Below are 25366 nucleotides of genomic sequence, written 5' to 3'. Positions count from 1 at the left end.
AGCGCTACGCGAAGACGTTGTCTGGCTTTGCCTACAGCACGTTCATCAAGCTCGTCACCCGCTGCGCCGCCAGGCGCGGCGTGAAGGTCATCACCGTCAATCCGGCGTTCACCAGCGTGCTGGGTTGGGTGAAGTTTGGCGTCGATCGTCTGACGGTCGACGAATAAGTGGGCCGCTGGCGGGGCATGGCGCCATCAATCCGGTCGCACAGAAGTTCTTTTTCTCTACTGCGCCTGATCGGCGCGCGCCGCAGCATCGACGCCATTCACTTCACCGGGGAATGGCACGATGAAACAGACCTGCCGACGCACTGGCGCGTGCCCGCGCGCAATGGTCATGCTGCTGCTGGCGCTGGCCCTCTCGTTTTCGGTCGTGCGTGTGGCCATTGCCTCCGATGGCGCCCTGGAGCGTGAGCAGCTCTGCGCTCTGGCACGCCAGATCGAACTGGCTGACCGCTTGGCCGAGCACGCCGCCAACACCGCGCTGAATGAACGAGCCCGCTACCACTTCGATTACGCCCGGCTGCGTGCGGACCTCAAGCGCGTGCGCGCAGGCGTGCAGGACCACCTCGTCCCGCAGCGCGCCCAGCCGCGCGATCCCGTTCCCCTGGCCGGCGACTACGTGCACCGCGATGAACGCCAGGAGTCAACACCATGACGCCTTCCGCCGATCAGGTCGCCGCCTTCCAGGCCAGCGGCGGTTTCACGCCCGCGAGCGTCTCCACCGTTGTCCTCGGCTTCGTCTTCGCCGTCCTGCTGCTGTGGGGCGTGTGGGCGATGCGTACCGCCTATGTCGGTTGGGCCGAGAACCGAATAACCCAGCGCCAGTTCCTCGGCGTGGTCGTACGCTTCGTCGCGATATACCTGGTGCTGAGCTTCTTCCTCCTGTCCTGACCACCACGAAAAATTGAACGCCATGAACACTTGTTCGACTTCCCATCGCGCCACACGCATTGCCGCCGTGCTCGTTTTGCTGGGCATCACGGCCACGCCGCTGGCCTCGTTCGCTGCCCTGCCGACCATGGAAGATCCATCGCGCGGCGCGGGTAAAGGCATCCTGCAAACGCTGCAGAACTACGGCTACGACATCGTGCTGCTGGTCGCGCTACTCGTGGTTGCCTCGATGTTCATCGGAGTCTGCTACCACGCTTATACGCGTTACGCCGAGATCCACACCGGCCGCGCTACCTGGGGCCAGTTCGGCCTCACTGTGGCGGTGGGCGCCATGCTGCTGGTCATCGGTATCTGGCTGGTGACCAAGGCCACCGGTGTGCTCTGAGGGCCGGCACCGATGGTCGGCTACCCGCGGATCCCGAGGCAGGCCCCAGATGATGGCCCCGGTGATGGGCTCGTGACCTTCCTGCCGCATCGCTTGAACCGCCATCCGGTGGTGGTGCGCGGATTGACCGCCGATGAGCTGTGGGCCTGCGCCGGCCTGTCAGGTGTGGCCGGCTTCCTGGCCGGTTTGCCGGTTGCCTGGCTGACCCACAGCATCGCCATGGTCCCGACGCTGATCGTCGTCGGCATCGGAATCGGCGTCTTCGCAGGTGGCGCCTTGCTGCGCCGGCAGAAGCGCGGTCGGCCCGACACCTGGCTGTACCGCCAGCTCCAGTGGCGGCTCGCGCTGCGCTACGCCGCGCTTGCGCCCCACGTGGGGGGACGACAGCTGATCACCTGCTCGGGCTGGTGGACCACGCGGCGCCAGCGGTCTTCCACGTCCGGCCGTCGAGGTGCCGGATGAGTCGGTTCAAGAACGAAGTCAAGCACCTGCAGGCGCACGTCAAGTCCCTGCGCTTGGGTGCCGCCGCGCTTTTCGTCGTGGCGCTGCTGCTCGGCTTCGGCTGGTGGAGTTCGCCGAAGAGCCTGACCATCCATGTGCCCCCGGACCTGCGTTCGGGTAGCACCCGTAAGTGGTGGGACGTGCCCCCGGAAAACGTCTACGCCTTCACCTTCTACATCTGGCAGCAGGCCCAGCGCTGGCCGGCAAATGGCGAGGAGGACTATCCGCGCAACCTCAAGGCGCTGTCCGCTTACTTAACGCCGCGATGCCGGTCCTTCCTACAACAGGACTACGAATTGCGGCGCAACAACGGCGAACTGCGCCAGCGCGTGCGCGGCATCTACGAGATTCCCGGCCGGGGCTACGGCGACGATCCCACGTCGCGCGTGCAAGCCGTGTCGGCGAACGATTGGATCGTCACGCTCGAGGTGAGCGCCGACGAATACCTGGGATCCGAGCAGGTCAAGCGCGCACTGGTGCGCTACGCCTTGAAGGTCGTGCGCATGGATGTCGACCCGGAGCACAACCCCTTCGGCCTGGCCCTGGACTGCTATGCGAGCGCGCCACGGCGCATCGAACCGGCGCCAGCACCTGCGTCGGCCAGCCAGCCTGCCGCTGCCACCCATCTGCAAGGAGGAGCCCCATGAAGCGCCTTGTCCTGCCAGCCCTGGCTGGCATCCTGCTCGGCATGGGGCTCGTCTGCACTGGCCACGCCGTGGAGATCCTGCGCTGGGAGCGCTTGCCCCTGGCCGTGCCGCTCGTGGTCGGCCAGGAGCGCGTGATCTTCATCGACCGCAACGTGCGCATCGGCCTGCCGGAGAGCATCGGATCGCACCTGCGCGTGCAGAGCGCGGGCGGTGCGATCTATCTGCGCGCAAGCGAGCCGATTCCGCCCTCTCGGCTGCAACTGCAGGATGTGGACTCCGGGGTGCTGATCCTGCTCGACATCGCTGCCGAGCCGGCCAAGGCGGGCCAGCCGGCGCTGGAGCCCGTGCGCATCGTCGAGGGCGATGGGGCGCCGCTCCGCGCTGACGACTCAGCCGGTACCAGCGCGAGCGAGGGCGAGCGTCGCGACACGGCCAGCGCGGCCGCCCGGCGCGCGACCCCGGTGCCTGTGGTGCTGACACGCTATGCGGCACAGAACCTCTATGCGCCGCTTCGGACTGTGGAGCCGTTGACCGGCATCGGCCGCGTGAACCTGCACCGGCATCTCAAACTGGATACCTTGCTGCCCACACTCCCGGTGCGCGCGCAGGCGCTGGCTGCGTGGCGGCTCGAAGACCAGTGGGTGACGGCCGTAAAGCTCACCAACACGTCGGCACGGCGCTTGGCGCTGGACCCGCGCGTACTGCAAGGCGATTTCGTCGCGGCAACCTTCCAGCATGCGACCCTGGGGCCGGCCGGCCAGTCGGCCGACACCACCGTGGTCTACTTGGTTACCCGTGGCCATGGCCTGGCCGAGTCGCTGCTGCCGAAGGTGGCACCCATCGACGCCGCCGTGAACCTGCCGGCGGCAGCCGCGGCCGGCCAGGCCGAAGGAGGAGGTGCCCGTAATGAAAAGTAACCCCCTCCTCAAGTGGTTGCTGATACCGATGGTGCTACTGGTGGTCTTCGTCGGTATTAAGCTCTTCTCGGGTGATCGTGGCGCCAAGCCCGGTCAGCCCGGTGCTGCCAACCCGCTCACGCCTGAAGAGATGAAGGCCTTGGGTATCGAGGGCGACACGGCGCGCGACACCGTTGCCACGCTGGTCGCCCAGGTCAAGCAGTTGCGCAACGAGCTACAAGCCGCGCTCAACGACAACAAAGACCAGAAGGCCGAGAACGAGCGCATGCGTGCCCGCGAGAGCGCGATCGACCAACGCATCCAGACCGCATTAGATGGCGAGCGCGGCCGCCAGCAGCAGGACCGCGATCAGATTGCCAACGATCGCCAGCAGACGCAGGGCCTGTTGCAAGACCTGCAGCGGCGCCTCGACGGGCTTTCCGGCAAGGGCGCGCAGTCCGACCTGCCCATCGGGCTGGGCCTGGAGGAGGGCGATGGCAAGAATTTCGGCGGCGGCCACGGCAGCGGTGCTCGCAGCAGCGGCGGCACGCGCTGGGTGGAGCCGGACGATGCCAAGCCCGCCAAGAACGGCGGTGCAGGTGGCGGCCTGAACTTCCCCACCAGCTTCGGACCCGCGCAGAAGACCCTGACGAATACGGCCGACCGCGTTGCGATCACCGTCGCCGATGCAGGCAGCCGTGCCGTGGGGGCTTCGGTCAAGCCGGTCTACACGGTGCCGTCCAACTCGACACTGATGGGGTCAATTGCCATGACGGCGCTGATCGGACGCGTGCCGATCGACGGCACGGTGAACGACCCGTATCCCTTCAAGGTGCTGATCGGTCCGGACAACCTCACCGCAAACGGCATCGACATCCCCGACGTGGCCGGCGCCGTGGTCAGCGGTACCGCCTCGGGCGACTGGACGCTTTCGTGCGTGCGCGGCCAGATCCGCAGCGTGACCTTTGTTTTCCAGGATGGGACCATCCGCACCGTGCCGGAGAACAGCTCGCGCAGCCAGGGCGCCAACGGTGGCCAGGCAGGCAGCAACGGCGCGGACGGCAGTGCCGCACGGGGCGGCTTGGGCTGGATCAGCGATCCCTACGGCATTCCCTGCGTTTCCGGCGAGCGGCGCAGCAATGCGCAGCAGTACCTCGGTTCGCAGGCGCTGATTACCGCCGCCGGTGCCGGCGTGGCCTCGCTCATCAAGTCCGACAACGGCAGCGTGGCAGTGGTCTCCAACAGCAACGGCTCGCTCGGCACGGTGGGCATCTCCGGCAACGAGGCCATGGGTCGCATCCTGGCCGGTGGCGTGCGCGACATGGCCGATTGGGTCAACAAGCTCTACGGGCAGGCGTTTGCCGCCATCTACGTGCAGCCTGGTGCCAAGGTCGCCGTCCACCTGGAGCAGCCCCTCAACATCGACTACGACGCCAAGGGGCGGCGGGTCAATCACCGCATCGGAGAAGCTCATGCGTCGGATCTGGACTGAAGCGGCCGCAACCCTGATCGCAGTCATGGTGCTGGGAGGGTGTGCCACCAGCAAGGACAAGCTGCTGGCGCAGGGCGATCACACCATGCTCGATGTCTGGAACCAGGAGACCGGCGGCAGTGCGGGCGGCGGCCAGCCCGCCCGGCAACTGCTCGATGCGCGCCAGGGCTTGCGCCGGCCGCTGACCGAAGCCGAGGTACAGGGCATGCCCGCGACCAATGCGGCCTACACCCGCACCGCCGCCAACGAGATCTATCGCCAGTTCCACCGACTGCCGAACCCGGACCTGGTGATGTACGTCTTCCCGCACCTGGCAGGCAGCGATCCGGTGCCGGTGCCCGGCTACACCACGGTGTTCCCGCTCTACCAGCGGGTGCCGTACGCCATGCCGGGCGAACGCCTGGAGGACTACTGATGATCCGGTCCGTTCCCTTCCTTCGGGCACGCCAGGCCGAGACGCCAACGGGCGCCGACGCGCCGGCCGACGACACCTGGACCCGGCATGTGTCGTCGCTGGCCGCGCAAGGCATTGCCGAGCCCGGCAGCGCGTTGGCCGCCGGCCGCCGCAACCCGGCCACCGAGGCGGAAGTCCAGGCGCTCTACGACGTGGCCCCGTCCTTCGCGGACTTGCTGCCTTGGGTCGAATACCTGCCCGAGTCGAAGAGTATGCTTCTGGAAGACGGGCAGTCCGTCGCCGCCTTCTTCGAGCTCGCGCCGGTGGGCACCGAGGGGCGCGAGATGGCTTGGCTGTGGCAAGCGCGCGATGCGTTGGAGAACGCGCTGCAGGACTCGTTCGACGAACTCGACGAGAACCCCTGGGTGGTCCAGCTCTACGCCCAGGACGAGGCGACCTGGGATGGCTACCTGCGCAGGCTGGCCGGCTACGTGCGGCCGCGCGCCCAGGGCAGTGCCTTCAGTGAGTTCTACCTGCGCTTGTTTGCGCACCACCTGCGCGCGATCGCCAAGCCCGGTGGCCTCTTCGAGGACACCACGGTGACGCGCCTGCCGTGGCGTGGCCAGGTCCGGCGGGTGCGCATGGTGGTCTATCGGCGCGTACCAACGGCTACCTCGACGCGCCGAGGCCAGTCGCCCGAGCAGGCACTGACGACGATCTGCGACCGCCTCGTCGGCGGGCTCGCAAACGCGGGCGTGAAGGCTCGCCGCCTGGATGCCGCCGACATCCACGACTGGCTGCTGCGCTGGTTCAACCCCCATCCGACCATGTTCGGCCCGAGCGACGAGGATCGGGAGCACTTCTACGCGCTGACCCGTTATCCCGACGAGCCGGAAGAAGGGGAAATCGAGCTGGCCGGCGGCGACTTCGCACAGCGTCTGTTCTTCGGCCAGCCGCGCTCGGATGTGGCGAACGGCACCTGGCTCTTTGACGGCATGCCGCACCGAGTCATTGTGATGGACCGGCTGCGCACGCCGCCGGCGACGGGCCATATCACCGGCGAGACCCGCAAGGGAGGCGATGCGGTCAATGCGCTGTTCGACCAGATGCCGGAAGACACGGTGATGTGTCTCACGCTGGTCGCTACGCCGCAGGACGTGCTGGAAGCGCACCTGAACCACCTGAGCAAGAAGTCGGTGGGGGAGACGCTCGCCTCGGAGCAGACTCGCCAGGACGTGCAGCAAGCGCGCAGCCTGATCGGCAGCGCGCACAAGCTCTACCGCGGCGCGCTGGCCTTCTACCTGCGCGGGCGCGACCTGCAGCAGCTCGACGCCCGCGGCCTGCAACTGGTCAACGTCATGCTCAACGCCGGTCTGCAGCCGGTGCGCGAGGAAGACGAGGTGGCGCCACTCAACAGCTACCTGCGCTGGTTGCCCTGCGTCTTCGACCCGGCCCTGGACAAGCGGCAGTGGTACACCCAGCTCATGTTCGCGCAGCACGCTGCGAACTTGGCGCCGGTGTGGGGCCGCAGCCAGGGCACAGGACATCCGGGCATCACCTTCTTCAACCGTGGCGGCGGACCGATTACCTTCGATCCATTGAACCGCCTCGACCGGCAGATGAACGCCCACCTGTTCCTCTTCGGCCCCACCGGCTCGGGCAAGAGTGCCACCTTGAACAACATCCTGAACCAGGTGACGGCGATCTATCGGCCGCGGCTCTTCATCGTCGAGGCGGGCAACAGTTTTGGTCTGTTCGGCGACTTCGCCACGCGCCTGGGCCTGTCGGTGCACCGCGTCAAGCTCGCTCCCGGCGCCGGGGTGAGCCTGGCCCCGTTCGGCGACGCCTGGCGCCTGGTGGACACGCCTGGCCAAGTGCAAACGCTGGATGCCGACGACCTGGACGAGGACCGCGACGAGACAGCGCAGGTCACGGACGCTGATGAGCAGCGCGACGTGCTTGGCGAACTGGAAATCACCGCGCGGCTGATGATCACCGGCGGCGAGGACAAGGAAGAGGCCCGGATGACGCGCGCCGACCGCAGCCTCATCCGCCAGTGCATCCTCGATGCGGCCCAGCGTTGCGTGGCCGACAAGCACACTGTGCTCACGCGCGACGTGCGCGACGCGCTGCGCGAGCGCGCCCACGACATGACGCTGCCCGAGGTGCGCCGCGCCCGGCTGCTGGAGATGGCCGACGCGATGGACATGTTCTGCCAGGGCGTGGACGGCGAGATGTTCAACCGGCCCGGCACGCCCTGGCCTGAGGCCGACATCACGATCGTCGATCTGGCGACATTCGCCCGCGAGGGCTACAACGCCCAGCTCTCGATCGCCTACATCAGCCTCATCAACACGGTGAACAATATCGCCGAGCGCGACCAGTTCCTCGGCCGGCCGATCATCAACGTGACCGACGAGGGCCATATCATCACCAAGAACCCGCTGCTCGCGCCCTACGTGGTCAAGATCACCAAGATGTGGCGCAAGCTCGGCGCCTGGTACTGGCTCGCGACCCAGAACATCGACGATCTGCCCAAGGCGGCCGAACCGATGCTCAACATGATCGAGTGGTGGATCTGCCTGTCGATGCCGCCCGACGAGGTGGAGAAGATTGCGCGCTTCCGCGAGCTGAATGCGGCGCAGAAGGCGCTGATGCTGTCGGCACGCAAGGAGGCCGGCAAGTTCAGCGAGGGCGTGATCCTGTCCAAGTCGATGGAGGTGCTGTTTCGCGCAGTGCCGCCCAGTCTCTACCTTGCGCTGGCCCAGACCGAGCCGGAGGAGAAGGCCGAGCGCTTCCAGTTGATGCAGCAGTACGGTATCGGTGAACTGGATGCAGCCTTCAAGGTGGCTGAGAAGATCGACCGCGCCCGCGGCATCGAGTCGCTTGCGCTCGATGCGCTGGCGCCGTAAGGAGCGCACGATGCAGCTACCTGGCTTTGCCCGCTCCCGGACCTTCCTTGCCGCGCTGCTCGCGGCCGTCTTGCTGGTGGGCGTGTCCGCCTGGCTGGCACTGCCTCCCCAAGCCTCGGCGCCGGTCACCGTTCAACCTGAGTCCCATACCGACGCGAAGCCTGCGGCACGGCCTCCGGCGGTGCCCGGACCGCCCTGGCGCTACGGCCGTTCTGATGCGCGCTTCACCGTAGTCGAGTATGCGGACTTGGAATGCCCGTTCTGCCGGACCTACTTCCCGGTCCTCAAGCGTTGGATCGATAAACACCCAGAGGCAGTCTTGCAATGGCACCACCTGCCGCTCGCGATGCACGAGCCGGCTGCTTCCGCCGAAGCCCGCCTGGTCGAATGTGTCGGTGTTGCCGGCGGCCACGCCGCGTTCTGGCAGGCGGTCGAATGGGTCTATGCCCATACGCGCGGCGACGGGCAGGGCCTACCGGAGGGGCTGCGCTATCCCGACCTCGCGCCGGCCGTGCAGCAGTGCTTGGCTTCCGAGCGGCCCGGTGCATTGATCCACGCCCAAGCCGAAGAGGCGGCCAAGAGCGGCGTCACCGCGACGCCAGCCCTGCTGCTGCGGGACCGTGAGACCGGTAAGACTGTGCTGCTGCACGGGCCTGTCGAAGGCGATGCCTTGCTTTCGGCTCTCGATCTGCTCGCCGCGGGTGGCCAGGCCGCCGCCGAACCGTCCCGCTCTCCAGACATGCCCGCCGCATCCGTCGGCGTCATGCCCAGGTAGTCCTCGATCTTCAAGGCTACGGCGCGGCTCGACCGCGCTGATCGAAACCCCGTTCGCATCGCATCCCTGGCCGCGAACAACCATTGCTCCTGCGGTGGCGGATGCCTGCCGGTCCCCTGTCTTATCCCGTCGTCCCCTGGAGGGTTTGCCCTCCTGGGCATGCGCCCTCCGATCTCAGCCCATAGGAGGTTTGCCATGTCGTTCGTCGTTGCCGATTCCAGCCCGGAGTCGCTTACCCTGATCGCCGCCCAGCACGAGGACTGGATTATCCAGCAGGCCATCACCTTGCTGGAAAAGCGTGTCTTCAAGGCCGGTCCGGCGCTGAACGGTCCCGCCGCCGTGCGCGACTACCTGCGCCTTAAACTGGTTGCGGAGCCCAACGAAGTCTTCGCCGCCGTGTTCCTCGACAGCCAGCACCGGGTACTCGCCTACGAGCCGCTGTTCAAGGGCTCGGTCAGCCAGACCACGGTGTATCTGCGGGTGGTTGTCCAGCGCGCCTTGGCCCTCAACGCCTCGGCGCTCATCCTCGCGCACCAGCACCCGTCCGGCATGACCGAGCCCTCGATGGCCGATTGTGCGCTCACGGACCGGCTTAAAGCCGCCCTGGCGGTGGTGGACGTCCAGGTGCTGGACCACCTCATCATCGGCAAGGGCACACCGTACTCGTTCGCCGAGTCGGGGCTGCTGTAACCGGTCGCCACGCCAGCGCGTATGTTCCACCCCAGCGGGAGCTTCGGCTCCCGCCTTTCTTCTCGCCGTTCCAGAGGACTTCGGTGCTGACCCAACAAACGGAGCGCGCGCAGTGCGCTTTGTTTGTCGAGGCAATGCCGCCTTCAACGTTTGACTATGGCCTTGATCAACTCCAAGGGCGCCTGACATGCCGGTCTTTCTCTTCAAGTCCATGCCGGGGTGGCCGGCCCTCAGCATCGCCGCCGTACTGCCAGCCATGCTGCTTACGTTCAGCACGGCCACCTTCGCCGCCGACGTGCTTGTCGTTACCGACAGCCGCCATCCAGTGCGAGCCATGGGCGGTGAGAGGGTCATCGAACTGGACCTTCCCTCCCGGATCGAGGCCGAGCTGTCTGCGGGCCTGCCCGCAGATGCCAGCCTGGCCGCCGACCTCGTGCGTCAGCGCATGAGGGAGGGCAAGGACGAACTTCAGCGCCGGATTGGCCGAGCCTACCAGGGCGTCGCCGATGCCTGGGGGCTGGGCATTGTCAAGGTGCCCGCCGTAGTGGTCGACCGCCGCTATGTGGTCTACGGCGACCCGGACGTCGCGCGCGCCGTAGCATGCATCGAGGCCCATAGGAGGACACAGCCATGAACCGCCTGCTATCGGTGTCTTATCGCCGGGTTCGGCTCGCCATCGTGTCGGTGCTCCTGGGCGGTGCCGCGTCAGCATTCGCCTTGAACACAGCCACCATCGTGGCCTCTGCCGCGTCGCCCGACTGTCTGGAGTACCGCGTCGTCGGCATCTGCTACTGGCTGTATTGCTCCTGGTCGGGTTGCAGGGTGCGCACGTCGGTGAAGGTGCGCCACTACGTCCCGGATGCGGTGGTGTCGAGCTACTCGAACACTGGCGAGAACCCGTGGATCGAGGTGCGCGCGATGAGCATGCCGAATCCCACGGCCCAGGCCGGCGGCGATGGCACCACCAACCACGACAACGAGAACAATCTGGGGAAATTCAAGAACGCTGACGTGATCGGGCATCCCGCGGGCTCGGTGTTCAGCCAATTCGCCAGCGCGTCTGGCTACGCGTGCCAGGGCGCGGGCACGGCCTTCATGCCGTACCTCCTGAGCACGCTCGACACGCTGGCCTGGCGCTACAACGTGCCCGAGATGGCCTACCCGGAGGCGCTGATCCCCGGCATGCGTGAGATCGGCGGGCGCACGACGCGGAACCTGTGGGGCAACGTCTATCCGCGCGGCGGTTTCATGCATCAGACCGACGACTACAAGAGCGGCGCCGTCGTCGTGCAGCGTGCGGGCGACATCGTGACCCGGCGCACCCAGCCCCACGTCTATCAACCGCTGCTGGCCAATCCCCGCGGTGGTTACTGGCCGGCCGGCGCCCTGATGGAAGGCGATGCCTCCACCGGCAAGTGGCAGGAGCTGACGCCGACCCTCTCAAACTCCTGTGCGGTATTTCCACACAACAGCCGGCGCGTGCAGGCCCAGCGGGGCGACTACGCCTGGGCGCTGTGGCGACCCTATGCCTGTTGCCAGCGCCGGGGGCAGGTCTTCCTCGGTAGCGTCGATTTCATGTGAGGTATTCCCGGCCAACTACCCCGGCCTAAAGGCCGGAGCTTGAAAGGCAACTGACAAGCTCGGGTTGACCAGGCAAAGCGGTAACCAACCCGCTACGTTGCGAATAGGTGCAAGACCGACGTTGGGATGCTTCACTTAGTCCCAAACTCTCGAAGCCCCGGTTGCAGACAAGCGACAGGGTAAGCACGAAACGGACAGGGGCAGATCGCCGGTTCGCAACCTTGCCGAAGGGAGACGCCCCGCAAGGGGCGCGTAACCAGGCCCGTAAGGGCAACCATATAGGAGAGATTGCCATGGCAGTCTTTGTGTTGGACAAGCACGGCAAGCCGTTGATGCCGTGTAGTGAGAAGCGAGCGCGGTTGCTGCTCGAGCGTGGCCGCGCTCGCGTGCATCGGCTGATGCCGTTCGCGATCCGGCTGATTGACCGGTGCCTGAACGACAGTGAAGTCCCGCCCCTGCGCCTTAAGCTGGATCCGGGCAGCAAAGAGACTGGTGTCGCTATCGTCCGCGAGGCGACCTTTGGCGCAGACGGAGCCCGCAGGGCTTACGTTCTTTCGCTGGCCGAGATCATCCACCGTGGCCGGCAGATCAGCGAGGCGTTGACTGCCCGCCGTTCGATGCGGCGCGCCCGCCGCGGGCGCAAGACGCGCTACCGCGCAGCGCGATTTGACAACCGCCGCCGGCCCGAAGGCTGGCTTGCGCCTAGCCTTCGCCACCGCGTCGTCACCACCGAAGCGTGGGTGCGCCGCTTCATCAAACTCGCTCCCATCACTGCTCTGAGCCTGGAATTGGTCCGCTTTGACATGCAGGCGATGGAAAATCCGGAGATCTCCGGGGTCGAATACCAGCAAGGGACACTCCTTGGCTATGAGGTCAAGGAGTATCTCCTGGCGAAGTTCGGGCGAACCTGCTCCTACTGCGACGCGGCCGATCGTCCCTTGGAGACTGAGCACATTGTCGCCAAGGCTTGCGGCGGCTCGAACCGCGTTTCCAATCTCACGCTCGCTTGCCGGCCCTGCAATGAGAAGAAGGGAAAGTTGCCGCTGGAGGTATTTCTGCGCAAGGATCCAGCGCGCGCCAAGCGAATCCTGGCGCGCGCGAAAGCACCATTGCGGGATGCCGCTGCGGTGAACGCCACCCGCTTGGCCCTCCTGGACGCCCTCAAATCCTTCGGCCTGCCGGTCGAAACAGGATCAGGCGGCCAGACCAAGTACAACCATCGGCGCCTCGAAATCCCCAAGTCGCATGCGCTCGATGCAGCCTGCGTTGGGCAAGTGCATTCCGTCCTGGACTGGCAACGACCCGTGCTGCGTATCCAATGCACTGGCCGCGGGAGCTATCAGAGGACCCGGCTGAGCGCCAACGGCTTCCCGCGCGGCTATCTAATGCGAAGCAAACGCGCATTTGGGTTTCAGACCGGCGACATGGTCAAGGCAATCGTTCCTACTGGCAAGAAGGCCGGCACGTATGTCGGCCGGGTCGCCATCAGGGCGACTGGCTTCTTCAACATCCAAACTGCTGCTGGCGCTGTGCAGGGCATGCACTGCAAAGTGATCCAGCGCGGCGACGGATACGGATACCAACTCGTAGTGCAAACAGCAAAGGAGAGCGAGAACAGGGGCGACGCTTCGCGTCGCGCTCTATCCCTCCCCGGCCTGAAGGCCGAGGTTTCTCGCGCAAACTGATGAAGGCGTCCCATTCCCGTATGACAGAGCGTGCCAAGCCCTACGCGCTAGCCATCGCGCTCGTTTGCGCCGTCACGGCCGCAACTGGTATCGCCTGGGCGCAGACCCGTATCGACCGCAACGGCGCGAGCGTGAGCGGCAGCGTCATTGGCGACGACGTGCTCTACAGTGTGGGCGGCGGCCGGGCCGTGTCCATGGGCGGGGCCGGCAACATGCAGAGCATCGGCGTCGGGGCCGGCTGGAACAGCAACCTGATCTGCGGCGACATGAGCATCACGACGACGCTGCAGAACCAGCTCAACGGCATCACCAACGGCTTCCAGGCCATCATGTCCTCGGTAATCCAGAACGCCACCAGCGCCGTGGCGTCGCTGCCGGCGCTGATCATCCAGCGCGCTGATCCGGGCCTCTACAACCTGCTGACAAACGGCGTGCTGCAGGCGCGGCTGGATTTCGATCGCTCCAAGATGACCTGCCGCGCCATCGCCAACCGCATGGCGGACATGGCAGGCGGCCAGGCTGGGTGGGATCAGCTCGCCGAGGGCATGGCACTGCGCAATGCGGTCAGCAGCGCCGATGCCGTGTCGGCCATCGAGCAGGCCGAATCGAACAAGGGCAACAACGGCGTGCCTTGGGTCGGCGGCGGCAATGCGGGCGGCTCGGGCCAGAGTTCGATCAAGGTGGTGAGCGACGTAACCCGCGCGGGCTACAACCTGCTCAATGGCCGAAGCGTCACGGATACCTCATCGATTCCGCGTGCTTCCTGCGGCAATCGGCTGACCTGCCTCACCTGGTCCTCGCCGCAGGCCGCTACCAACTTCGCCACCCGTGTGCTGGGCGAGCGCGAGCAACGCACTTGTGATAGCTGCACCAAGACGCAGACGACGCCGGGCGTCGGCCTCACGCCGGTGATTCAGGAAGAGTACGAAGCCAAACTGCAGGCGCTGCAGGAGCTGGTGACAGGAGCGAAGCCGACAACCGTCGCGAATCTCGAGGCGGCCGGCAGCGATTCGCTGCCGATCACCCGCGGCGTGATCGAAGCCCTGCGCGACGAGCCCGACCAGGATTTACTGGGCAAGCGGCTGGCTTCCGAGGCGGCGCTGTCGAGTGTGTTGGAGAAGGCCTTGCTGTTGCAGCGCACGCTGCTGACCGGCAAGAAGGAGCCGAACGTTGCAGCCAATGAGCTGGCGGTGAAGGCTGTCGACCAGGAGAACAGCACGCTGGAGCAGGAGATCAACAACCTCAAGACCGAGCTGGAGCTGCGGCGCACGCTGGCCGGCAACTCCGCCATGGCGATCATGCAGCGCCACGACGCCCGCGCCGGCGGTTCGCGCGGCATCTTCGAGGGCGACACCATGCGCGATCGGCTCAAGGAAGTGCAGAAGCCTCGGAGCACGCCGTGACCACCCGGAACTGGCTGCGGCCGGCCTGGCTGCTCAACCGCCGCGTGGGCATTGCGCTGCTGTGGCTACTGGTGGTAGCCGGCATCTCCGCGGTTGTGAATGTGACCGGCATCCACGTCCTCGGCAGCATCGACGGCTGGGAGCGCTGGCTGCGTGCTCACGCGGCCCACTTCTTCATCTGGCGGCTGCTTCTCTACGCGGCGACGGCCTATGGATGGTGGTGGATGCGCGGGCGCCTGCGGCAGCGCGAGCCGTCGCGCGAAGCGCATCAACGCCTGCTGCGAGTCGAGATCGCGGCCGTGATCACCATCGTGCTGCTCGAAGGCAGCCAACTGCTGCGCCATGGCTGAAGCTGGGAGGACCTCATGACCCTCTACACGACCGACTACCTGGAGTATTACCTGACCCTGGTGGGGTGGGTGGTCAACAACGGCATCTGGAACATCCTCGTGGCCAGCGGCCTGTTCGCGCTGCCGTTCGTTGCCATCGTGATCCACGAGTGGCTGCGCGCGAGGGCCGAAGGCGCGGACGAGGGCAACAAGGGTGTGTTGTCCTCGATGCGTATCGAGAACCGTGTGTGGGTAGCGATCGTGGTCATCCTGTTCGCCGGCATCCCGTTCATTCCGGTGGACCTGAGCACGATCAAATTTGACACCACGCGCTCTGCACAGTGCCAGATCAGTGTTCCGCAGGCGAGCTCTACGGGCTGGTCCAACGCCTACACCACGCTCAACAACCAGAGCGCGCTGGTGCCTGTGTGGTGGTTCTTCATGCACGCCATCTCGAAGGCCGTCACGGGCGCGGCGGTCGCCGCGATCCCCTGTGGAACGGACCTGCGGCAGATGCGCATGGATGTCAATGCCACGCGCATCGATGACCCGGTGCTGGCTCAAGAGGTGGGTGACTTCGTGCACGACTGCTATGGCCCTTCGCGCGCCAAGCTGTTCATGAGCCGGCCAACGCTCTCCGAAGAGCAGATGAACGACGTGACCTGGATCGGTTCGGGTTACTTCCTCAACACTGCAGGCTTCTACGACACCTACCATTCGAGCACGCCGCGCACGGCCTGGCCTTACGACGCGGCCCGCGATGCGGGACTGGCCCAGGTGGACAGCGGCGGTGGTTATCCGACCTGCCGGCAGTGGTGGTCCGATGGCAGCAGTGGGCTGCGTGCACGCCTGCTGGCCCAGGTCGATCCCGATCTGCTCTCTCGCATAGGGCGATGGGCGGGGTTCCTCTCGCAGAATGAGGTCAACGACTCGGTGATCCGCGCCGTCGTCTCGCCCCGGCAGCAGAAGATGAACCAGGGTGCCGTCTATACCGACTACGGTGGCCAGATCGAGAAGACGCTGCCAAACATCGTGACGCGCGGTGCTGGCGATCTCGGCCTGGCCGCCGGGTCGCCTGGTTTCTTCCCGGCCATGGACGTGGCGCGCCAGGCGCTGCCGATGGTGCTGTCGCTGCTCAAGATGGCACTTGTCATCTGCATCCCGCTGGTGCTGCTGTTCGGCACCTACGAGCTGAAGGCCGTGGTCGCCGTGAGCTGCGTCGAGTTCGCGCTGTTCTTCGTGGATTTCTGGTTCCAGCTTGCGCGCTGGCTGGACAGCACGATCCTCGATGCGCTCTACGGCTGGGGGTTCGGTGCGAACCGGCCGCACTCGAACTTCGATCCCTTGATCGGTCTGAACAACGCCTTCGGTGACATGCTGCTGAACTTCGTCATGGCGACGATGTTCATCATCTTGCCGACATTCTGGGTGGCCGCACTCGGGTGGGTAGGCGTGCAGGCTGGCGCCGTGCTTCAGTCATTGAGTGTGGGATCTAAGGAGGCGCAGGCTGCAGGTGGGAAAGGCTCTGGTATCGCCATGAAGACTTTTAAGTGACCTGCTTCGTCTTGTTCGTCTTCAGGATCGTGAGGATCGATTCGATGATCATCATAAGAATACAAGCCATACCCGGCAGGACCGTGCCTCCATTCTGCCTTGTGTTCCTCATCATAGCTTCCATCATCGTTCCGAATGATCCAGGCGCCGGCCAGAGCGAATGCAAGCAGCAAGGCTAGCCATAATGTGGTGTAGAGCAACACGCCGAGCGCGGCGAGCTTGAGCGCCATCAGCAAAGCCATCGCGACGCCAGGCGCCGATCCTCGCGCCACCAGCCAATTCGTCGCCTTCCGATCCAGCCGCACACAACGCTGCCACAGCCGGCCCAGGGTCCGGCCCACGCGCTCCGCAAAGGTTGTCTGTACAATGGGTTTCATTTTGGCTACCTCATGCTTGTCCTGCCGTGTCCCTCGATTCGTTTTTTGGTTCGCTTGATTGAATCCTGCACGGTTTTTCAACCGAGGGGCTGATTTTCCTGCAACATCCAATCAGACTTCGTGGCGTGCCCAAAATTCCGCAGGCGTGAGGCTGGGGTACTGGCTGGCCAGCGCCGGCAGCTCCTTGTCGCCGGTGGTCACCGCCAACAACGTGAGCAGCAGGGGGCTGGTCGGCGGGGTCGCGCAGGTTCGTCCTTGGCGCCCTCCGGCTCGACGACTTCGGCGATATGCTGCTGAACTTCGTCATGGCGACGATGTATATCGTGCCGCCACCCTTTTGGGTTGGCGCCCTGAGCTGGGTCGGCGTCCGTGCCGACAGCATGATCAAGCCTGTTGGAAGGAACCAAAGGGGGGCTGCGAGCGCCGGAGCAATAGATCCTGGAGCAATATCGGGGAAGATGAAGTAGTCGGCGGAATAAGTTGCGCGTCAGTTGCCCTTTTCATCAGGAAAATCAGGGTGTTCGATGTCGTTGTAGGGCACAGGGTCGTATCCCGGAGTCTTCTGCAGTTCGTCTAACGTCGAGAAAGACCAGTCATCCCTCGTCATCTTGGCGATCTTGCCCTGCCACCCAGGCCGCGATTACAGCGAAGACGAGCAAGAGCGCCACCCACAACGCCGCGTACAGCAGCACCGCCAGCACCAGCAGCTTGAGTACTCAAGGCAGTGCCTGCCGCATCGGTGGGGACTCCCCGTCCGACCATCCAGCGCACGGCACGCGCCTCCTGACGCAACCCTTCCCGCCACGCGCGACCGAGCGCGGCTGAGCCGCCAGCCATGCCGGAACGCGGGCATCCGGTGTCGGACGCAGCAACTCCGACAACACATTGGTGTCGAGGACGATCATGTACCCAGATCCACGGGTTCGCGCATCGGCTCGCGTGCCGGCAATTCCAGTTCAATGCCGCCCAGCCGGTCGATCCGGGCACGAATGGTCTCCACGAGAGTTTTGCCTTGGACCGGTTCGACCGACAACGCGGCGCGCAGGATATCGCGGGCCTCGCCCTCCATGGACCGGCCATGGACTGCAGCCTGTATCCGCAGACGTGCCTTGAGCTCGTCGTCGATGTTTCGGATGGTCATGGTTGCCATTCGAACCTCCGTTAGTCATTGACTGCATTTTAGTCAATGACTGCAAACATCATCCCAGCCGCTCTTTACCTCGCTGCGGCTCCAAATACCGTCGCCTACAGCCAGACTACCGGCCATGTCGGGACCAGAACCCCGTTGGCGTGACGATGGGGGGTACCTGGCTGGCCAGCGCCGGCAATTCCTTGTCACCAGTGACAAGGTAATCGGCTTTCGCGGCCAACAGCGTAAAAGCAGCACAGGCTGATCAGCAGGGTCACGCAGGTTCGCATCCTGCGCACCCTCAGGCTCGGCGATATCGGCCAGGAACATGATGCTGTCGGCCAGATCTCAATCCGACCTGGTCCAGGCCCGCATTGGTTGTGGCCTGAGAGGAGCCGTTGCCCTATATCCAAAGGTCCGAAGACAAGAAAGGGCTGGGAAGGGCAAGGGAATGGGTCTTACTCAGCAGTCCGAAATATAGGCGACAGATGGGGCGTCGAAGAATGAGCGCACAAGCCGGCGGTTCTTCTTCACCTCGTGCAGGTGCTGCTCAACGCGGATTTCCAGTTTCTCGCCCGCTCGCAACGGATTGCGCGCCACACCAGTTCGCTTGAGATGACTCCACACGAACTCGTCGGGATTCAGGTCGGGCGCGTAACCCGGCAGCACATGCATCGTGAGCTTTCCCTTGGTCGATTCGATGTACTCGCGCACATTGGCCTTCTTGTGTGCTGGCAGTCCGTCAACGATCAGATGCACTGGGCGGTTGCGGCCCTTCATCATCTTCTTGAGCAATTCGATGAATAGCTCCGCGGTCAAGGCCCCTTTGTAGGTCGCAAACCAGAAGGCACCTTTGGCGTTCACCGCGGACGCGGCGGAAATCGATTGGCGCTGCCCGGGGCGCTCAATCACCGGTGTCTCGCCTTTGACCGCCCAGGTCTTGCCATGCACCGCGTCGGCTCGAAATCCTGATTCGTCCCAGAAGTAGATGTCCGCACCGCTTTGCTTGGCCGCAGCCGCAATACCCGGAAATGATTCACGCTGCCAGCGCTCGACGGCCTGCGGATCTCGTTGGTACGCCCGCTGCAATGGCTTTTGCGGGCTCAAGCCCAGTCCCGCCAGCAGCCTGCCCACCGCTGTGACACCCATCTTCACACCAAATTTCTCATCGATGAGCGTGGCCACAATCTGTCGTGTCCACAGCCCGAAGTCCAGACCGTACTGCCGAGGATCCCGCCCGTTGATCCACCGAAAGACCTGCGCCTGTTGCGCTCGCGTGAGCTTGCGTGGCCGGCCTGTCGCTGGACGCGATGCCAGCGCCCGCGCGCCTTTGCCCGAGCCCGAGGCCGCCTTGAGCCAACGGTAGATTGACGTTCGGTTCATGCCCAGCGACTTCACCACCACCGATGGTTTCTCGCCTTCGCGAACCCGGCGCAAGGCAAGCCGGCGGAATTCCTCTTGCGTCGCGCGATCGAGTGTACGGCCATCTCGTTTCATGTTGAATGAGACTAAACGGTCGTCACGAGGTTCCAATTTTTGTCGCTTTATTTACGGACTGGTGAGTAAGGTGAATGGCCATCCCGAAAAGGCCAAAAGGCGTCCCTGATCTGCCCATCATCCGGGATTCGCCATGCTCTCGTTGTTCTTACGCAGAAGAGTGCCGCCAAACACCGACACTCCGTCCACGCCCACCATCGAGCCTCCTAAAGGGCTGACGCGACCGGAATCGGCCGCGTCCCTGCTGGCGACGCCTCGCCGGCAGAAGCTGCTGGAGCACATTTGGCAGCGCACGTCCGTCTCCCGTGACCTGTTCGCGACGTTGTACCTCGCACCGTTGGAACGCTACGCCGAACTGGTCCAGCAGTTCCCCGCCTCGGAAAGCCATCACCATGCCTACCCAGGAGGCATGCTGGACCACGGCCTGGAAATCGTGGCCTACGCACTGAAGTTGCGACAATCCCATCTCCTGCCGGCCGGCGCCACGCCGGAAGCCCAAGCCGCGCAGGCCGAGGCCTGGACCGCAGGGACCGCCTACGCGGCACTGCTGCACGATGTCGGCAAGATCGCCGTGGATCTGCATGTCGAGTATGGGGACGGCACTGTCTGGCACCCCTGGCATGGCCCGCTGCGGCGGCCGTACCGCTTCCGCTACCGCAAGGATCGCGAGTATCGGCTTCACGGTGCTGCAACCGGGTTGCTGTACGCACGCGTGCTCGATACGGACATCTTCGACTGGCTGAGTGGGTATCCCGACTTGTGGTCCGCCTTGCTTTACGTCCTGGCCGGCCAGTACGAGCGCGCCGGCACGCTGGGCGAGCTGGTGGTTCAGGCCGATCAGGCCTCGGTCGCGCAGGAACTCGGCGGCGATCCGAGCAAGGCTCTGGCTGCGCCCAGGAACGCGCTACAGCGCAAGTTGCTGGACGGCCTGCGCTACTTGCTCAAGGAGGAGTTCAAGCTGAACCAGCCTCAGGCTTCGGACGGCTGGTTGACCCAAGACGCGCTCTGGCTGGTGAGCAAGACTGTTTCCGACAAGCTGCGCGCGCACCTGTTGTCGCAGGGCATCGACGGGATTCCGGCCAGCAACACGGCTGTGTTCAACGTGCTGCAGGATCACGGTATCGCCTTGGCCACGCCGGACGGCAAGGCGATCTGGAAGGGAACTGTTACGAGCGACGCCGGCTGGTCCCATACCTTCACGCTCCTGCGCCTCGCGCCCTCCCTGGTCTGGGAAGGTGATGATCGGCCACCATCGTTCACCGGTACGGTGACGGTGGTGCAGGAAGAGGGGGAGGGAGAGGCAATGATTCTCGCATCCCTGCCAATCGCTGCGAGTTCGCCCGCATCTGGGCCGTCGTCAGCCAGCCAGCCAACGGGCGATGGCGTCGAAGCGTTGCTGGATCTGCTCGTCGCTCCCGGCGCGGCGTCGGCTGCTTCCTTATCAGCCACCGAATTCCATCCCCCGGCTCTGGACGACCGGACCCTCGAGTCCGGAGAGTCGAGGGCGCCGACCGGCTCGGTGCCGCTCGCGCCCGCGTTGACTTCGGGGCAGGAGGAAACGCCGTCAGGCGAGCATTTTGTTGCCTGGCTGCGGCGGCGCATCGAAGAGCGCGCGCTCATCATCAATGACGCCAAGGCATTGGTGCATACGGTCGCCGATACCGTCTATCTGGTCAGTCCCGGTGTGTTCCAGCGCTATGCCCAAGAACATCCCAAGACCGCTTTCCTTACCAAGCAAGACCAATTGGCAGATTGGCAATGGGTGCAGAAACGGTTCGAAAAGCTGCAACTGCACCGCAAGCAGCAGGACGGCCTGAACATCTGGACTTGCGCAGTCACGGGGCCGCGGAAGTCGCGGAGACTTCACGGCTACCTGTTGGAAGACCCGCGAGTCCTGTTCTCCGATATGCCGCCGAACAACCCTTACCTGTCGCTATCCCCGTCCGCCGGTTCTGGGCAGGAGTCACCGCGTGTGGTCCCGACCTAAACAGCATAAGCTTGCGCAGTGGGCATCTTCCATGGTGCTGCCGCGCTTTCCGAGCCGTACCGCACGAATTGGAAGGTCTGCTTCCTCTTTCAAGTACAAGTCAATCCGGCAAGGCTGAAACGCCCCGCCCAGCGGCGACGAGCTGTAGCATCAGGTCCGTCGCTTCCGCGGTCCTGTGAGTTCTCGGTCTGCAATGGGCAGGTGTTCTTCCACGACGCTGGAACGCGACGACATAGGCGCAGCCCAGACCGATCCGCTCATGATTGCGATGCGCCGCGTCTGCCCGCTACATGGCATGGCGCGAGACGACTATGACATCTTCTGCGGCCTATTAAACCGACTCGGAACGCTTGACGCCTTCAACGAAGGCCGCGACACGATCGGCTGGCTGCGCCATTTGTAAATGCGGGCGCGCTGATATTCAAGGGTAGCGGAAGTGCCAAGCCTTGGCGCCGTTGGCCGATACGGGAGTGGCCGTCGAAATCGGCGATGGTGTACGGCTTGCTGGTGGCCTTGGCCTGCCGGACCGTCCTGTCTGTGAACATGAGTCCAACTCCTGGAAAGCGAGATGGGTACCATGTTCGTTACCGGACCCCCTGGCTTCTCCAGCAACCATGCGCGAAGGCTGCTCACCGCATTGATGTACCACCAAATGTACCGGTCAGGGCCCGGCTGTCAGTGGATTTCGCTGGACGTCACTGGATCAAAATCTTAACGAGATCAGTGACTTACAAGACCTTCCAATGGAAGTTTTTGGAAAGTTGAAGTGGAGCGGGCGATGGGAATCGAACCCACGTCTTTAGCTTGGGAAGCTAAGGTAATAGCCATTATACGACGCCCGCTATGGCTTACTGGGAGCGGATTCTAGCACGATTCGGCGGACCGCCAAATTTCCGCAATCCGGCCCCAGTTCCGCAATTCACTATGTTGGCGCTACCCGCTTGGCGCGCCGTAGTTGTGCCGCTTCGCCGTCAGGACGTCTGGTCGCCGCCAAAGGGGCAGTAGCCGTAAACGTCCGTGCCCGGGTCGATGGTGTCATCGCGGCATCTCGCTCTGCTGATCAGAGTAGGGCCGCTGACACCCGGAACCTCACCGGGGCGCCCAGTATATGAACCGCCTTATCTGTTGTGCCATCCGGATAGCTGATAAGGCGGGGGATGACAACCGCATCGGGTACAAGCTTTTCCGTGCGGTCTCCAGACCAAGAGCACGTCCTTGCGGAGATTGTGAGCGAACACTTCGGGTCTGACCTTTCCTATGGCAATTTTTTTAGACCGACCTGTGCGAGATATTGCCGGCTTCGAGGCGGGCAGCCTTGCTGGCGAAATGGTGCGTCGAATCTGGAATGCTTAAGGTCGGCAAGGTCAGTAGCATCTGCTCGCTATTGCATGTGAGCGTCACTTGCGCCGTGGACTGCGCAAGGAATGTTTGGACCGCAGGAGATCAGTGAACTGCTGAACAAAGCTGATCACAAGCGCTCGTTCGTCCGGCTCTAGGTCCTTCAAGGCATCTGACACCACAGCAGTCTGGTCATCAACATGCCTTGAGCCCCGACGCAATAGATCATCTACCGTGCATTCCAGTGCATCGCTGAGTTGCTGGAGGCGATATAGCGTTGGAACACGAGTGCCGCGTTCCCAGCGGCTGACCGCTTCCTGTTCCAGGTTGATCATCTCCGCCAGCTTCGCCTGAGTCAGGCCGCGAGCACGTCGTTGCTCGGCAATAGCAGATCCAACACGGGCCGCAATGGCTGCGTCCTGTGCATCTTCGCCAAATGGTGTTGATCGAATAGGCATAGGACACAATGGTGGTTTCTATTCCATTTGCGATGAACATCCTAAATGGAATAAAGCAGGCCAATATGGTTGATTTTTCGCTCGGCTTAGGATAAGGTGGAGTACCGATGCCGCCACCAACGGTGGCGGCCGGGGGACTGAAGCTACGGAACATCGAGCGGGGCCGACATTGCTACCGCCGAGGCAGCAGTAGTGGAGGCTGCCTTTGAGAAGGCAGTCTGGTTGTCCGTGCATACGGGATGCGTGGATCCTGCTTGGCACTCCTGTGAGGCCCCGGCAAGCTCATCCGCGTTTGCTGGGTTTCGTGCCGGTAATGACCGCCATTACGATTCACTCCACCGCGTGAAAGTGCTCAACGCTGGCGCACGCCGCTTGCCGTCAACGCCGGCCCGCACCGGCCCGCACCGGCCCGGTTTGGGGGGTGACGGCCCGCGCTAAGGGCATGCCCCAGTTCTCCTCGCTCCGCCGTGGAGCGGACCTTTCAGGAGGCAACGACCATGATCCAACCCCTTATTACCGCGGAACAACGCGCGCATTGCTCGCAAACGGCAAAGTGTACGCAGCTGGCCACGCTAGCGACCCGCTCCCTGTGGTGCGGCTGTTTACCCCGGATGCGCATGCGACCTGGCTACTGGCCGCGCTCGACCCGGCCGATGGTGACACCGCCTACGGCCTGTGCGACGTGGGTATCGGTATGCCCGAGCTCGGCCATGTAAAGCTGTCCGACCTTGCATCCATCGTGGGGCCGCGCAAACAACCGATTCTTCGTGATCGGTACTTTCGGCCAACGCGGTCGTTAGGCGAGTACGCTCGGCTGGCACAGTCCAGTGGGTCGATCGTCGATTGATCGAGTGGGCAATCTGCAGAACCCCCGTTGTTCGCGTCAATGCGATGCGGCATACCGCATTTGAGGTCAAGCAACCGCTGCATGCTGCAACGCGAGCGCGGGGAATTTCCATGTCAAAGGGGCACCGAGGTAGCGGCTCATGTGGGTCGCGCTTCACCGAGGAGAGAGACATGAACCCGTCAGGGAAAGGGCTGAGCCATGGACTCAAGCCGCGTCACGTCACGATGGTTTCGATTGCAGGCGTCATCGGCGCCGGACTGTTTGTAGGCTCCGGGCGAGCTATCGCCGAAGCCGGCCCGGCCGCGCTGCTGGCCTATGCCGTTGCCGGGCTGCTGGTGGTGCTGGTCATGCGCATGCTGGGCGAGATGGCTGTGGCACAGCCGGATACCGGATCGTTTTCGACCTACGCGGACGGCGCCATCGGACATTGGGCCGGTTTCACGATTGGCTGGCTGTACTGGTGGTTCTGGGTCCTGGTGATCCCGATTGAAGCGACAGCGGCGGCGGCAATTCTGAACGGCTGGTTGCCTGCCGTACCCCAGTGGATGTTTGCGCTGGCGATCACGCTCGCGCTGACCGGCACCAATCTGTTCTCGGTCAGGAACTACGGCGAGTTTGAATTTTGGTTCGCGCTCATCAAGGTGGTCGCCATCGTGGCGTTCATTGCCGTAGGCGGTCTGGCGGTGCTGGGTTTGCTTCCGGGGGCTCAGGTATCGGGCGTGGCGCGGCTGGTTGACTATGGCGGGTTCATGCCGAATGGCGCAAATGCTGTCATCGCTGTCGTCCTGACAACGATGTTCGCATTCATGGGGGCGGAGATCGTCACCATTGCGGCGGCCGAAGCGGAACACCCGGCCCGGCAAATCGTGCGCGCGACGCGATCGGTGGTGTGGCGCATTTCGCTGTTCTACCTGGGCTCGATCTTCATTGTTGTTGCACTGGTGCCGTGGAATGACCCGCTGCTCGTCACCCATGGGGCGTACCAGCGCGCGCTGGAGATCCTCGGCGTGCCGCACGCCAAGGCTATTGTCGACGTCATTGTTCTGATAGCGGTAATGAGCTGCCTGAACTCGGCGCTCTACACTGCCTCCCGCATGCTGTTCTCGCTGTCGACGCGGGGCGATGCCCCGAGCGGCCTAAGCCGGACTGCCGCGTGTGGCACACCGCGCGCTGCGGTACTGGTTTCCACCGCATTCGGCTTCGTGTGCGTGCTGGCGAACTACCTGATGCCAGAAGGCGTCTTCGCGTTCCTGCTGGCTACCTCAGGCGCCGTGGCGCTGCTGGTGTACCTCGTGATCGCGATATCGCAGTTGCGCATGCGCGCAGTACTAGAACGACGCGCGGCAGAGCTGCCGCTGCGTATGTGGTGCTACCCGTGGTTGACGTGGTCGGTTGTCGTGGTGATTCTCGGTGTCCTCGCGGCCATGGTCTGGCATCCCGCCCATCGCATGGAAGTTCTCGCGACAGCGACGCTGCTTGCGGGTGTGCTGGCTGGCGCTTGGCAAAATGCGCGTAACCGAAGCGCAGTCGGGCGTGCATTTGCGATCGATGACAGCCTCTGAACCGGTACCTTCTTCGGCCCACGCGGGCGTTAGG

General features: G+C 64.2%; 26 protein-coding genes, 1 tRNA gene and 1 pseudogene. 21 read left to right on the top strand and 7 right to left on the bottom strand.

Going from position 1 to position 25366, the window contains the following annotated elements:
* Positions 1-31: 31 nt before the first annotated feature.
* Positions 32-265, bottom strand: coding sequence for a hypothetical protein (locus tag K307_RS48725; RefSeq protein ID WP_196251660.1), 234 nt, complete (start codon positions 263-265; stop codon positions 32-34).
* A gap of 23 nt (positions 266-288) precedes the next feature.
* On the opposite strand from K307_RS48725, the gene K307_RS41810 reads away from it, so the two are divergent.
* From K307_RS41810 to K307_RS41730, 17 genes are all read left to right on the top strand, one after another.
* A complete protein-coding gene (locus K307_RS41810; protein WP_042886883.1) occupies positions 289-657 on the top strand; it encodes an RAQPRD family integrative conjugative element protein in 369 nt (122 codons plus the stop codon).
* Positions 654-893, top strand: a complete 240-nt coding sequence (locus K307_RS41805) for a TIGR03758 family integrating conjugative element protein (RefSeq protein WP_042886882.1) — start codon at positions 654-656, stop codon at positions 891-893. The genes K307_RS41810 and K307_RS41805 overlap by 4 nt, the downstream gene beginning before the upstream one ends.
* 22 nt (positions 894-915) lie before the next feature.
* Positions 916-1278 (top strand): TIGR03745 family integrating conjugative element membrane protein, encoded by a 363-nt coding sequence (locus tag K307_RS41800; protein ID WP_042886881.1) that lies wholly within the window; start codon positions 916-918, stop codon positions 1276-1278.
* A 12-nt stretch (positions 1279-1290) separates the two neighbouring features.
* On the top strand, positions 1291-1740 hold the full coding sequence (locus K307_RS41795; RefSeq protein ID WP_042886879.1) for a TIGR03750 family conjugal transfer protein: 450 nt from the start codon (positions 1291-1293) through the stop codon (positions 1738-1740).
* Positions 1737-2426 (top strand): PFL_4703 family integrating conjugative element protein, encoded by a 690-nt coding sequence (locus K307_RS41790; RefSeq protein WP_042886878.1) that lies wholly within the window; start codon positions 1737-1739, stop codon positions 2424-2426. Before K307_RS41795 ends, K307_RS41790 begins: the two co-directional genes overlap by 4 nt.
* Positions 2423-3343: a TIGR03749 family integrating conjugative element protein gene (locus K307_RS41785; RefSeq protein WP_042886877.1), complete on the top strand. Its 921-nt coding sequence runs from the start codon at positions 2423-2425 to the stop codon at positions 3341-3343. Before K307_RS41790 ends, K307_RS41785 begins: the two co-directional genes overlap by 4 nt.
* Positions 3333-4814: a TIGR03752 family integrating conjugative element protein gene (locus K307_RS41780; protein WP_042886876.1), complete on the top strand. Its 1482-nt coding sequence runs from the start codon at positions 3333-3335 to the stop codon at positions 4812-4814. Before K307_RS41785 ends, K307_RS41780 begins: the two co-directional genes overlap by 11 nt.
* Positions 4795-5229: a TIGR03751 family conjugal transfer lipoprotein gene (locus tag K307_RS41775; protein ID WP_042886875.1), complete on the top strand. Its 435-nt coding sequence runs from the start codon at positions 4795-4797 to the stop codon at positions 5227-5229. Before K307_RS41780 ends, K307_RS41775 begins: the two co-directional genes overlap by 20 nt.
* Complete coding sequence (locus tag K307_RS41770) at positions 5229-8120, top strand: conjugative transfer ATPase (RefSeq protein WP_042886874.1); 2892 nt, start codon at positions 5229-5231, stop codon at positions 8118-8120. Before K307_RS41775 ends, K307_RS41770 begins: the two co-directional genes overlap by 1 nt.
* The gene (locus tag K307_RS41765) at positions 8104-8895 is read left to right on the top strand and encodes a DsbA family protein (RefSeq protein WP_419187212.1); all 792 of its coding nucleotides are present in this window, start codon (positions 8104-8106) and stop codon (positions 8893-8895) included. Before K307_RS41770 ends, K307_RS41765 begins: the two co-directional genes overlap by 17 nt.
* A gap of 195 nt (positions 8896-9090) precedes the next feature.
* Positions 9091-9585 carry a RadC family protein gene (gene radC, locus K307_RS41760; protein ID WP_042886872.1) on the top strand — a complete coding sequence of 165 codons (495 nt, stop codon included), beginning with the start codon at positions 9091-9093 and terminating at the stop codon, positions 9583-9585.
* A 187-nt stretch (positions 9586-9772) separates the two neighbouring features.
* A complete protein-coding gene (locus K307_RS41755; protein ID WP_042886871.1) occupies positions 9773-10219 on the top strand; it encodes a TIGR03757 family integrating conjugative element protein in 447 nt (148 codons plus the stop codon).
* The gene (locus K307_RS41750; protein ID WP_042886870.1) at positions 10216-11166 is read left to right on the top strand and encodes a TIGR03756 family integrating conjugative element protein; all 951 of its coding nucleotides are present in this window, start codon (positions 10216-10218) and stop codon (positions 11164-11166) included. Before K307_RS41755 ends, K307_RS41750 begins: the two co-directional genes overlap by 4 nt.
* A gap of 293 nt (positions 11167-11459) precedes the next feature.
* Positions 11460-12851: an RNA-guided endonuclease IscB gene (gene iscB / locus K307_RS41745; protein ID WP_042886869.1), complete on the top strand. Its 1392-nt coding sequence runs from the start codon at positions 11460-11462 to the stop codon at positions 12849-12851.
* Complete coding sequence (locus tag K307_RS41740) at positions 12851-14254, top strand: integrating conjugative element protein (protein ID WP_042886867.1); 1404 nt, start codon at positions 12851-12853, stop codon at positions 14252-14254. Before iscB ends, K307_RS41740 begins: the two co-directional genes overlap by 1 nt.
* The gene (locus tag K307_RS41735) at positions 14251-14604 is read left to right on the top strand and encodes a hypothetical protein (RefSeq protein ID WP_042886866.1); all 354 of its coding nucleotides are present in this window, start codon (positions 14251-14253) and stop codon (positions 14602-14604) included. The genes K307_RS41740 and K307_RS41735 overlap by 4 nt, the downstream gene beginning before the upstream one ends.
* Positions 14605-14619: 15 nt before the next feature.
* Entirely contained in the window at positions 14620-16137 is a 1518-nt protein-coding gene (locus K307_RS41730) for a conjugal transfer protein TraG N-terminal domain-containing protein (protein WP_042886865.1), read from the top strand.
* On the opposite strand, the gene K307_RS47095 is transcribed toward K307_RS41730, so the two are convergent.
* The 4 genes from K307_RS47095 to K307_RS41710 form a co-directional block, all read right to left on the bottom strand.
* Entirely contained in the window at positions 16056-16514 is a 459-nt protein-coding gene (locus K307_RS47095) for a DUF3742 family protein (protein WP_080745397.1), read from the bottom strand. The two genes, K307_RS41730 and K307_RS47095, sit on opposite strands and share 82 nt — an antisense overlap.
* Before the next feature lie 593 nt (positions 16515-17107).
* The gene (locus K307_RS50180) at positions 17108-17182 is read right to left on the bottom strand and encodes a hypothetical protein (protein WP_230626398.1); all 75 of its coding nucleotides are present in this window, start codon (positions 17180-17182) and stop codon (positions 17108-17110) included.
* A gap of 233 nt (positions 17183-17415) precedes the next feature.
* A complete protein-coding gene (locus K307_RS41715; RefSeq protein ID WP_042886863.1) occupies positions 17416-17664 on the bottom strand; it encodes a FitA-like ribbon-helix-helix domain-containing protein in 249 nt (82 codons plus the stop codon).
* Between the two features lie 441 nt (positions 17665-18105).
* On the bottom strand, positions 18106-19140 hold the full coding sequence (locus tag K307_RS41710; RefSeq protein WP_042876560.1) for an IS630 family transposase: 1035 nt from the start codon (positions 19138-19140) through the stop codon (positions 18106-18108).
* A 133-nt stretch (positions 19141-19273) separates the two neighbouring features.
* Here K307_RS41710 and mobH point away from each other — a divergent pair, with 133 nt between their 5' ends.
* Together mobH and K307_RS48350 are read left to right on the top strand one after the other, a co-directional pair.
* A complete protein-coding gene (gene mobH, locus K307_RS41705; protein WP_042886862.1) occupies positions 19274-21127 on the top strand; it encodes a MobH family relaxase in 1854 nt (617 codons plus the stop codon).
* A 259-nt stretch (positions 21128-21386) separates the two neighbouring features.
* Entirely contained in the window at positions 21387-21530 is a 144-nt protein-coding gene (locus K307_RS48350; RefSeq protein ID WP_155301375.1) for a hypothetical protein, read from the top strand.
* 364 nt (positions 21531-21894) lie between these two features.
* Here K307_RS48350 and K307_RS41700 read toward each other — a convergent pair.
* Both K307_RS41700 and K307_RS47070 read right to left on the bottom strand, forming a co-directional pair.
* Positions 21895-21969: transfer RNA gene (locus tag K307_RS41700), tRNA-Gly, on the bottom strand.
* 555 nt (positions 21970-22524) lie between these two features.
* A complete protein-coding gene (locus K307_RS47070; RefSeq protein WP_080745395.1) occupies positions 22525-22923 on the bottom strand; it encodes a helix-turn-helix domain-containing protein in 399 nt (132 codons plus the stop codon).
* A gap of 497 nt (positions 22924-23420) precedes the next feature.
* Here K307_RS47070 and K307_RS41695 point away from each other — a divergent pair.
* Positions 23421-23770: pseudogene (locus K307_RS41695) on the top strand (DUF2958 domain-containing protein).
* A 170-nt stretch (positions 23771-23940) separates the two neighbouring features.
* On the top strand, positions 23941-25332 hold the full coding sequence (gene gabP, locus K307_RS41690; protein WP_042886859.1) for a GABA permease: 1392 nt from the start codon (positions 23941-23943) through the stop codon (positions 25330-25332).
* Positions 25333-25366: the final 34 nt, after the last annotated feature.

The sequence above is a fragment of the Cupriavidus necator A5-1 genome (assembly GCF_000744095.1).
Classification (GTDB): domain Bacteria; phylum Pseudomonadota; class Gammaproteobacteria; order Burkholderiales; family Burkholderiaceae; genus Cupriavidus; species Cupriavidus necator_A.
This window is presented reverse-complemented; position numbering and strand designations above follow the sequence as displayed.

Excerpts from the sequence above, each read along its gene's own strand:
- K307_RS41740 (WP_042886867.1), top strand. The coding sequence starts at position 12,851 with ATGAAGGCGTCCCATTCCCGTATGACAGAGCGTGCCAAGCCCTACGCG.
- K307_RS41730 (WP_042886865.1), top strand. The coding sequence starts at position 14,620 with ATGACCCTCTACACGACCGACTACCTGGAGTATTACCTGACCCTGGTG.
- K307_RS41800 (WP_042886881.1), top strand. The coding sequence starts at position 916 with ATGAACACTTGTTCGACTTCCCATCGCGCCACACGCATTGCCGCCGTG.
- K307_RS48725 (WP_196251660.1), bottom strand. The coding sequence starts at position 265 with ATGGCGTCGATGCTGCGGCGCGCGCCGATCAGGCGCAGTAGAGAAAAA.
- K307_RS41755 (WP_042886871.1), top strand. The coding sequence starts at position 9,773 with ATGCCGGTCTTTCTCTTCAAGTCCATGCCGGGGTGGCCGGCCCTCAGC.
- K307_RS41715 (WP_042886863.1), bottom strand. The coding sequence starts at position 17,664 with ATGGCAACCATGACCATCCGAAACATCGACGACGAGCTCAAGGCACGT.
- K307_RS41790 (WP_042886878.1), top strand. The coding sequence starts at position 1,737 with ATGAGTCGGTTCAAGAACGAAGTCAAGCACCTGCAGGCGCACGTCAAG.
- K307_RS47095 (WP_080745397.1), bottom strand. The coding sequence starts at position 16,514 with ATGAAACCCATTGTACAGACAACCTTTGCGGAGCGCGTGGGCCGGACC.
- K307_RS41780 (WP_042886876.1), top strand. The coding sequence starts at position 3,333 with ATGAAAAGTAACCCCCTCCTCAAGTGGTTGCTGATACCGATGGTGCTA.
- K307_RS41710 (WP_042876560.1), bottom strand. The coding sequence starts at position 19,140 with ATGAAACGAGATGGCCGTACACTCGATCGCGCGACGCAAGAGGAATTC.
- K307_RS41805 (WP_042886882.1), top strand. The coding sequence starts at position 654 with ATGACGCCTTCCGCCGATCAGGTCGCCGCCTTCCAGGCCAGCGGCGGT.
- K307_RS48350 (WP_155301375.1), top strand. The coding sequence starts at position 21,387 with ATGATTGCGATGCGCCGCGTCTGCCCGCTACATGGCATGGCGCGAGAC.
- gabP (WP_042886859.1), top strand. The coding sequence starts at position 23,941 with ATGAACCCGTCAGGGAAAGGGCTGAGCCATGGACTCAAGCCGCGTCAC.
- K307_RS41750 (WP_042886870.1), top strand. The coding sequence starts at position 10,216 with ATGAACCGCCTGCTATCGGTGTCTTATCGCCGGGTTCGGCTCGCCATC.
- K307_RS41770 (WP_042886874.1), top strand. The coding sequence starts at position 5,229 with ATGATCCGGTCCGTTCCCTTCCTTCGGGCACGCCAGGCCGAGACGCCA.
- K307_RS41785 (WP_042886877.1), top strand. The coding sequence starts at position 2,423 with ATGAAGCGCCTTGTCCTGCCAGCCCTGGCTGGCATCCTGCTCGGCATG.
- iscB (WP_042886869.1), top strand. The coding sequence starts at position 11,460 with ATGGCAGTCTTTGTGTTGGACAAGCACGGCAAGCCGTTGATGCCGTGT.
- K307_RS41765 (WP_419187212.1), top strand. The coding sequence starts at position 8,104 with ATGCGCTGGCGCCGTAAGGAGCGCACGATGCAGCTACCTGGCTTTGCC.
- mobH (WP_042886862.1), top strand. The coding sequence starts at position 19,274 with ATGCTCTCGTTGTTCTTACGCAGAAGAGTGCCGCCAAACACCGACACT.
- K307_RS41795 (WP_042886879.1), top strand. The coding sequence starts at position 1,291 with ATGGTCGGCTACCCGCGGATCCCGAGGCAGGCCCCAGATGATGGCCCC.
- K307_RS41810 (WP_042886883.1), top strand. The coding sequence starts at position 289 with ATGAAACAGACCTGCCGACGCACTGGCGCGTGCCCGCGCGCAATGGTC.
- K307_RS47070 (WP_080745395.1), bottom strand. The coding sequence starts at position 22,923 with ATGCCTATTCGATCAACACCATTTGGCGAAGATGCACAGGACGCAGCC.
- K307_RS41775 (WP_042886875.1), top strand. The coding sequence starts at position 4,795 with ATGCGTCGGATCTGGACTGAAGCGGCCGCAACCCTGATCGCAGTCATG.
- radC (WP_042886872.1), top strand. The coding sequence starts at position 9,091 with ATGTCGTTCGTCGTTGCCGATTCCAGCCCGGAGTCGCTTACCCTGATC.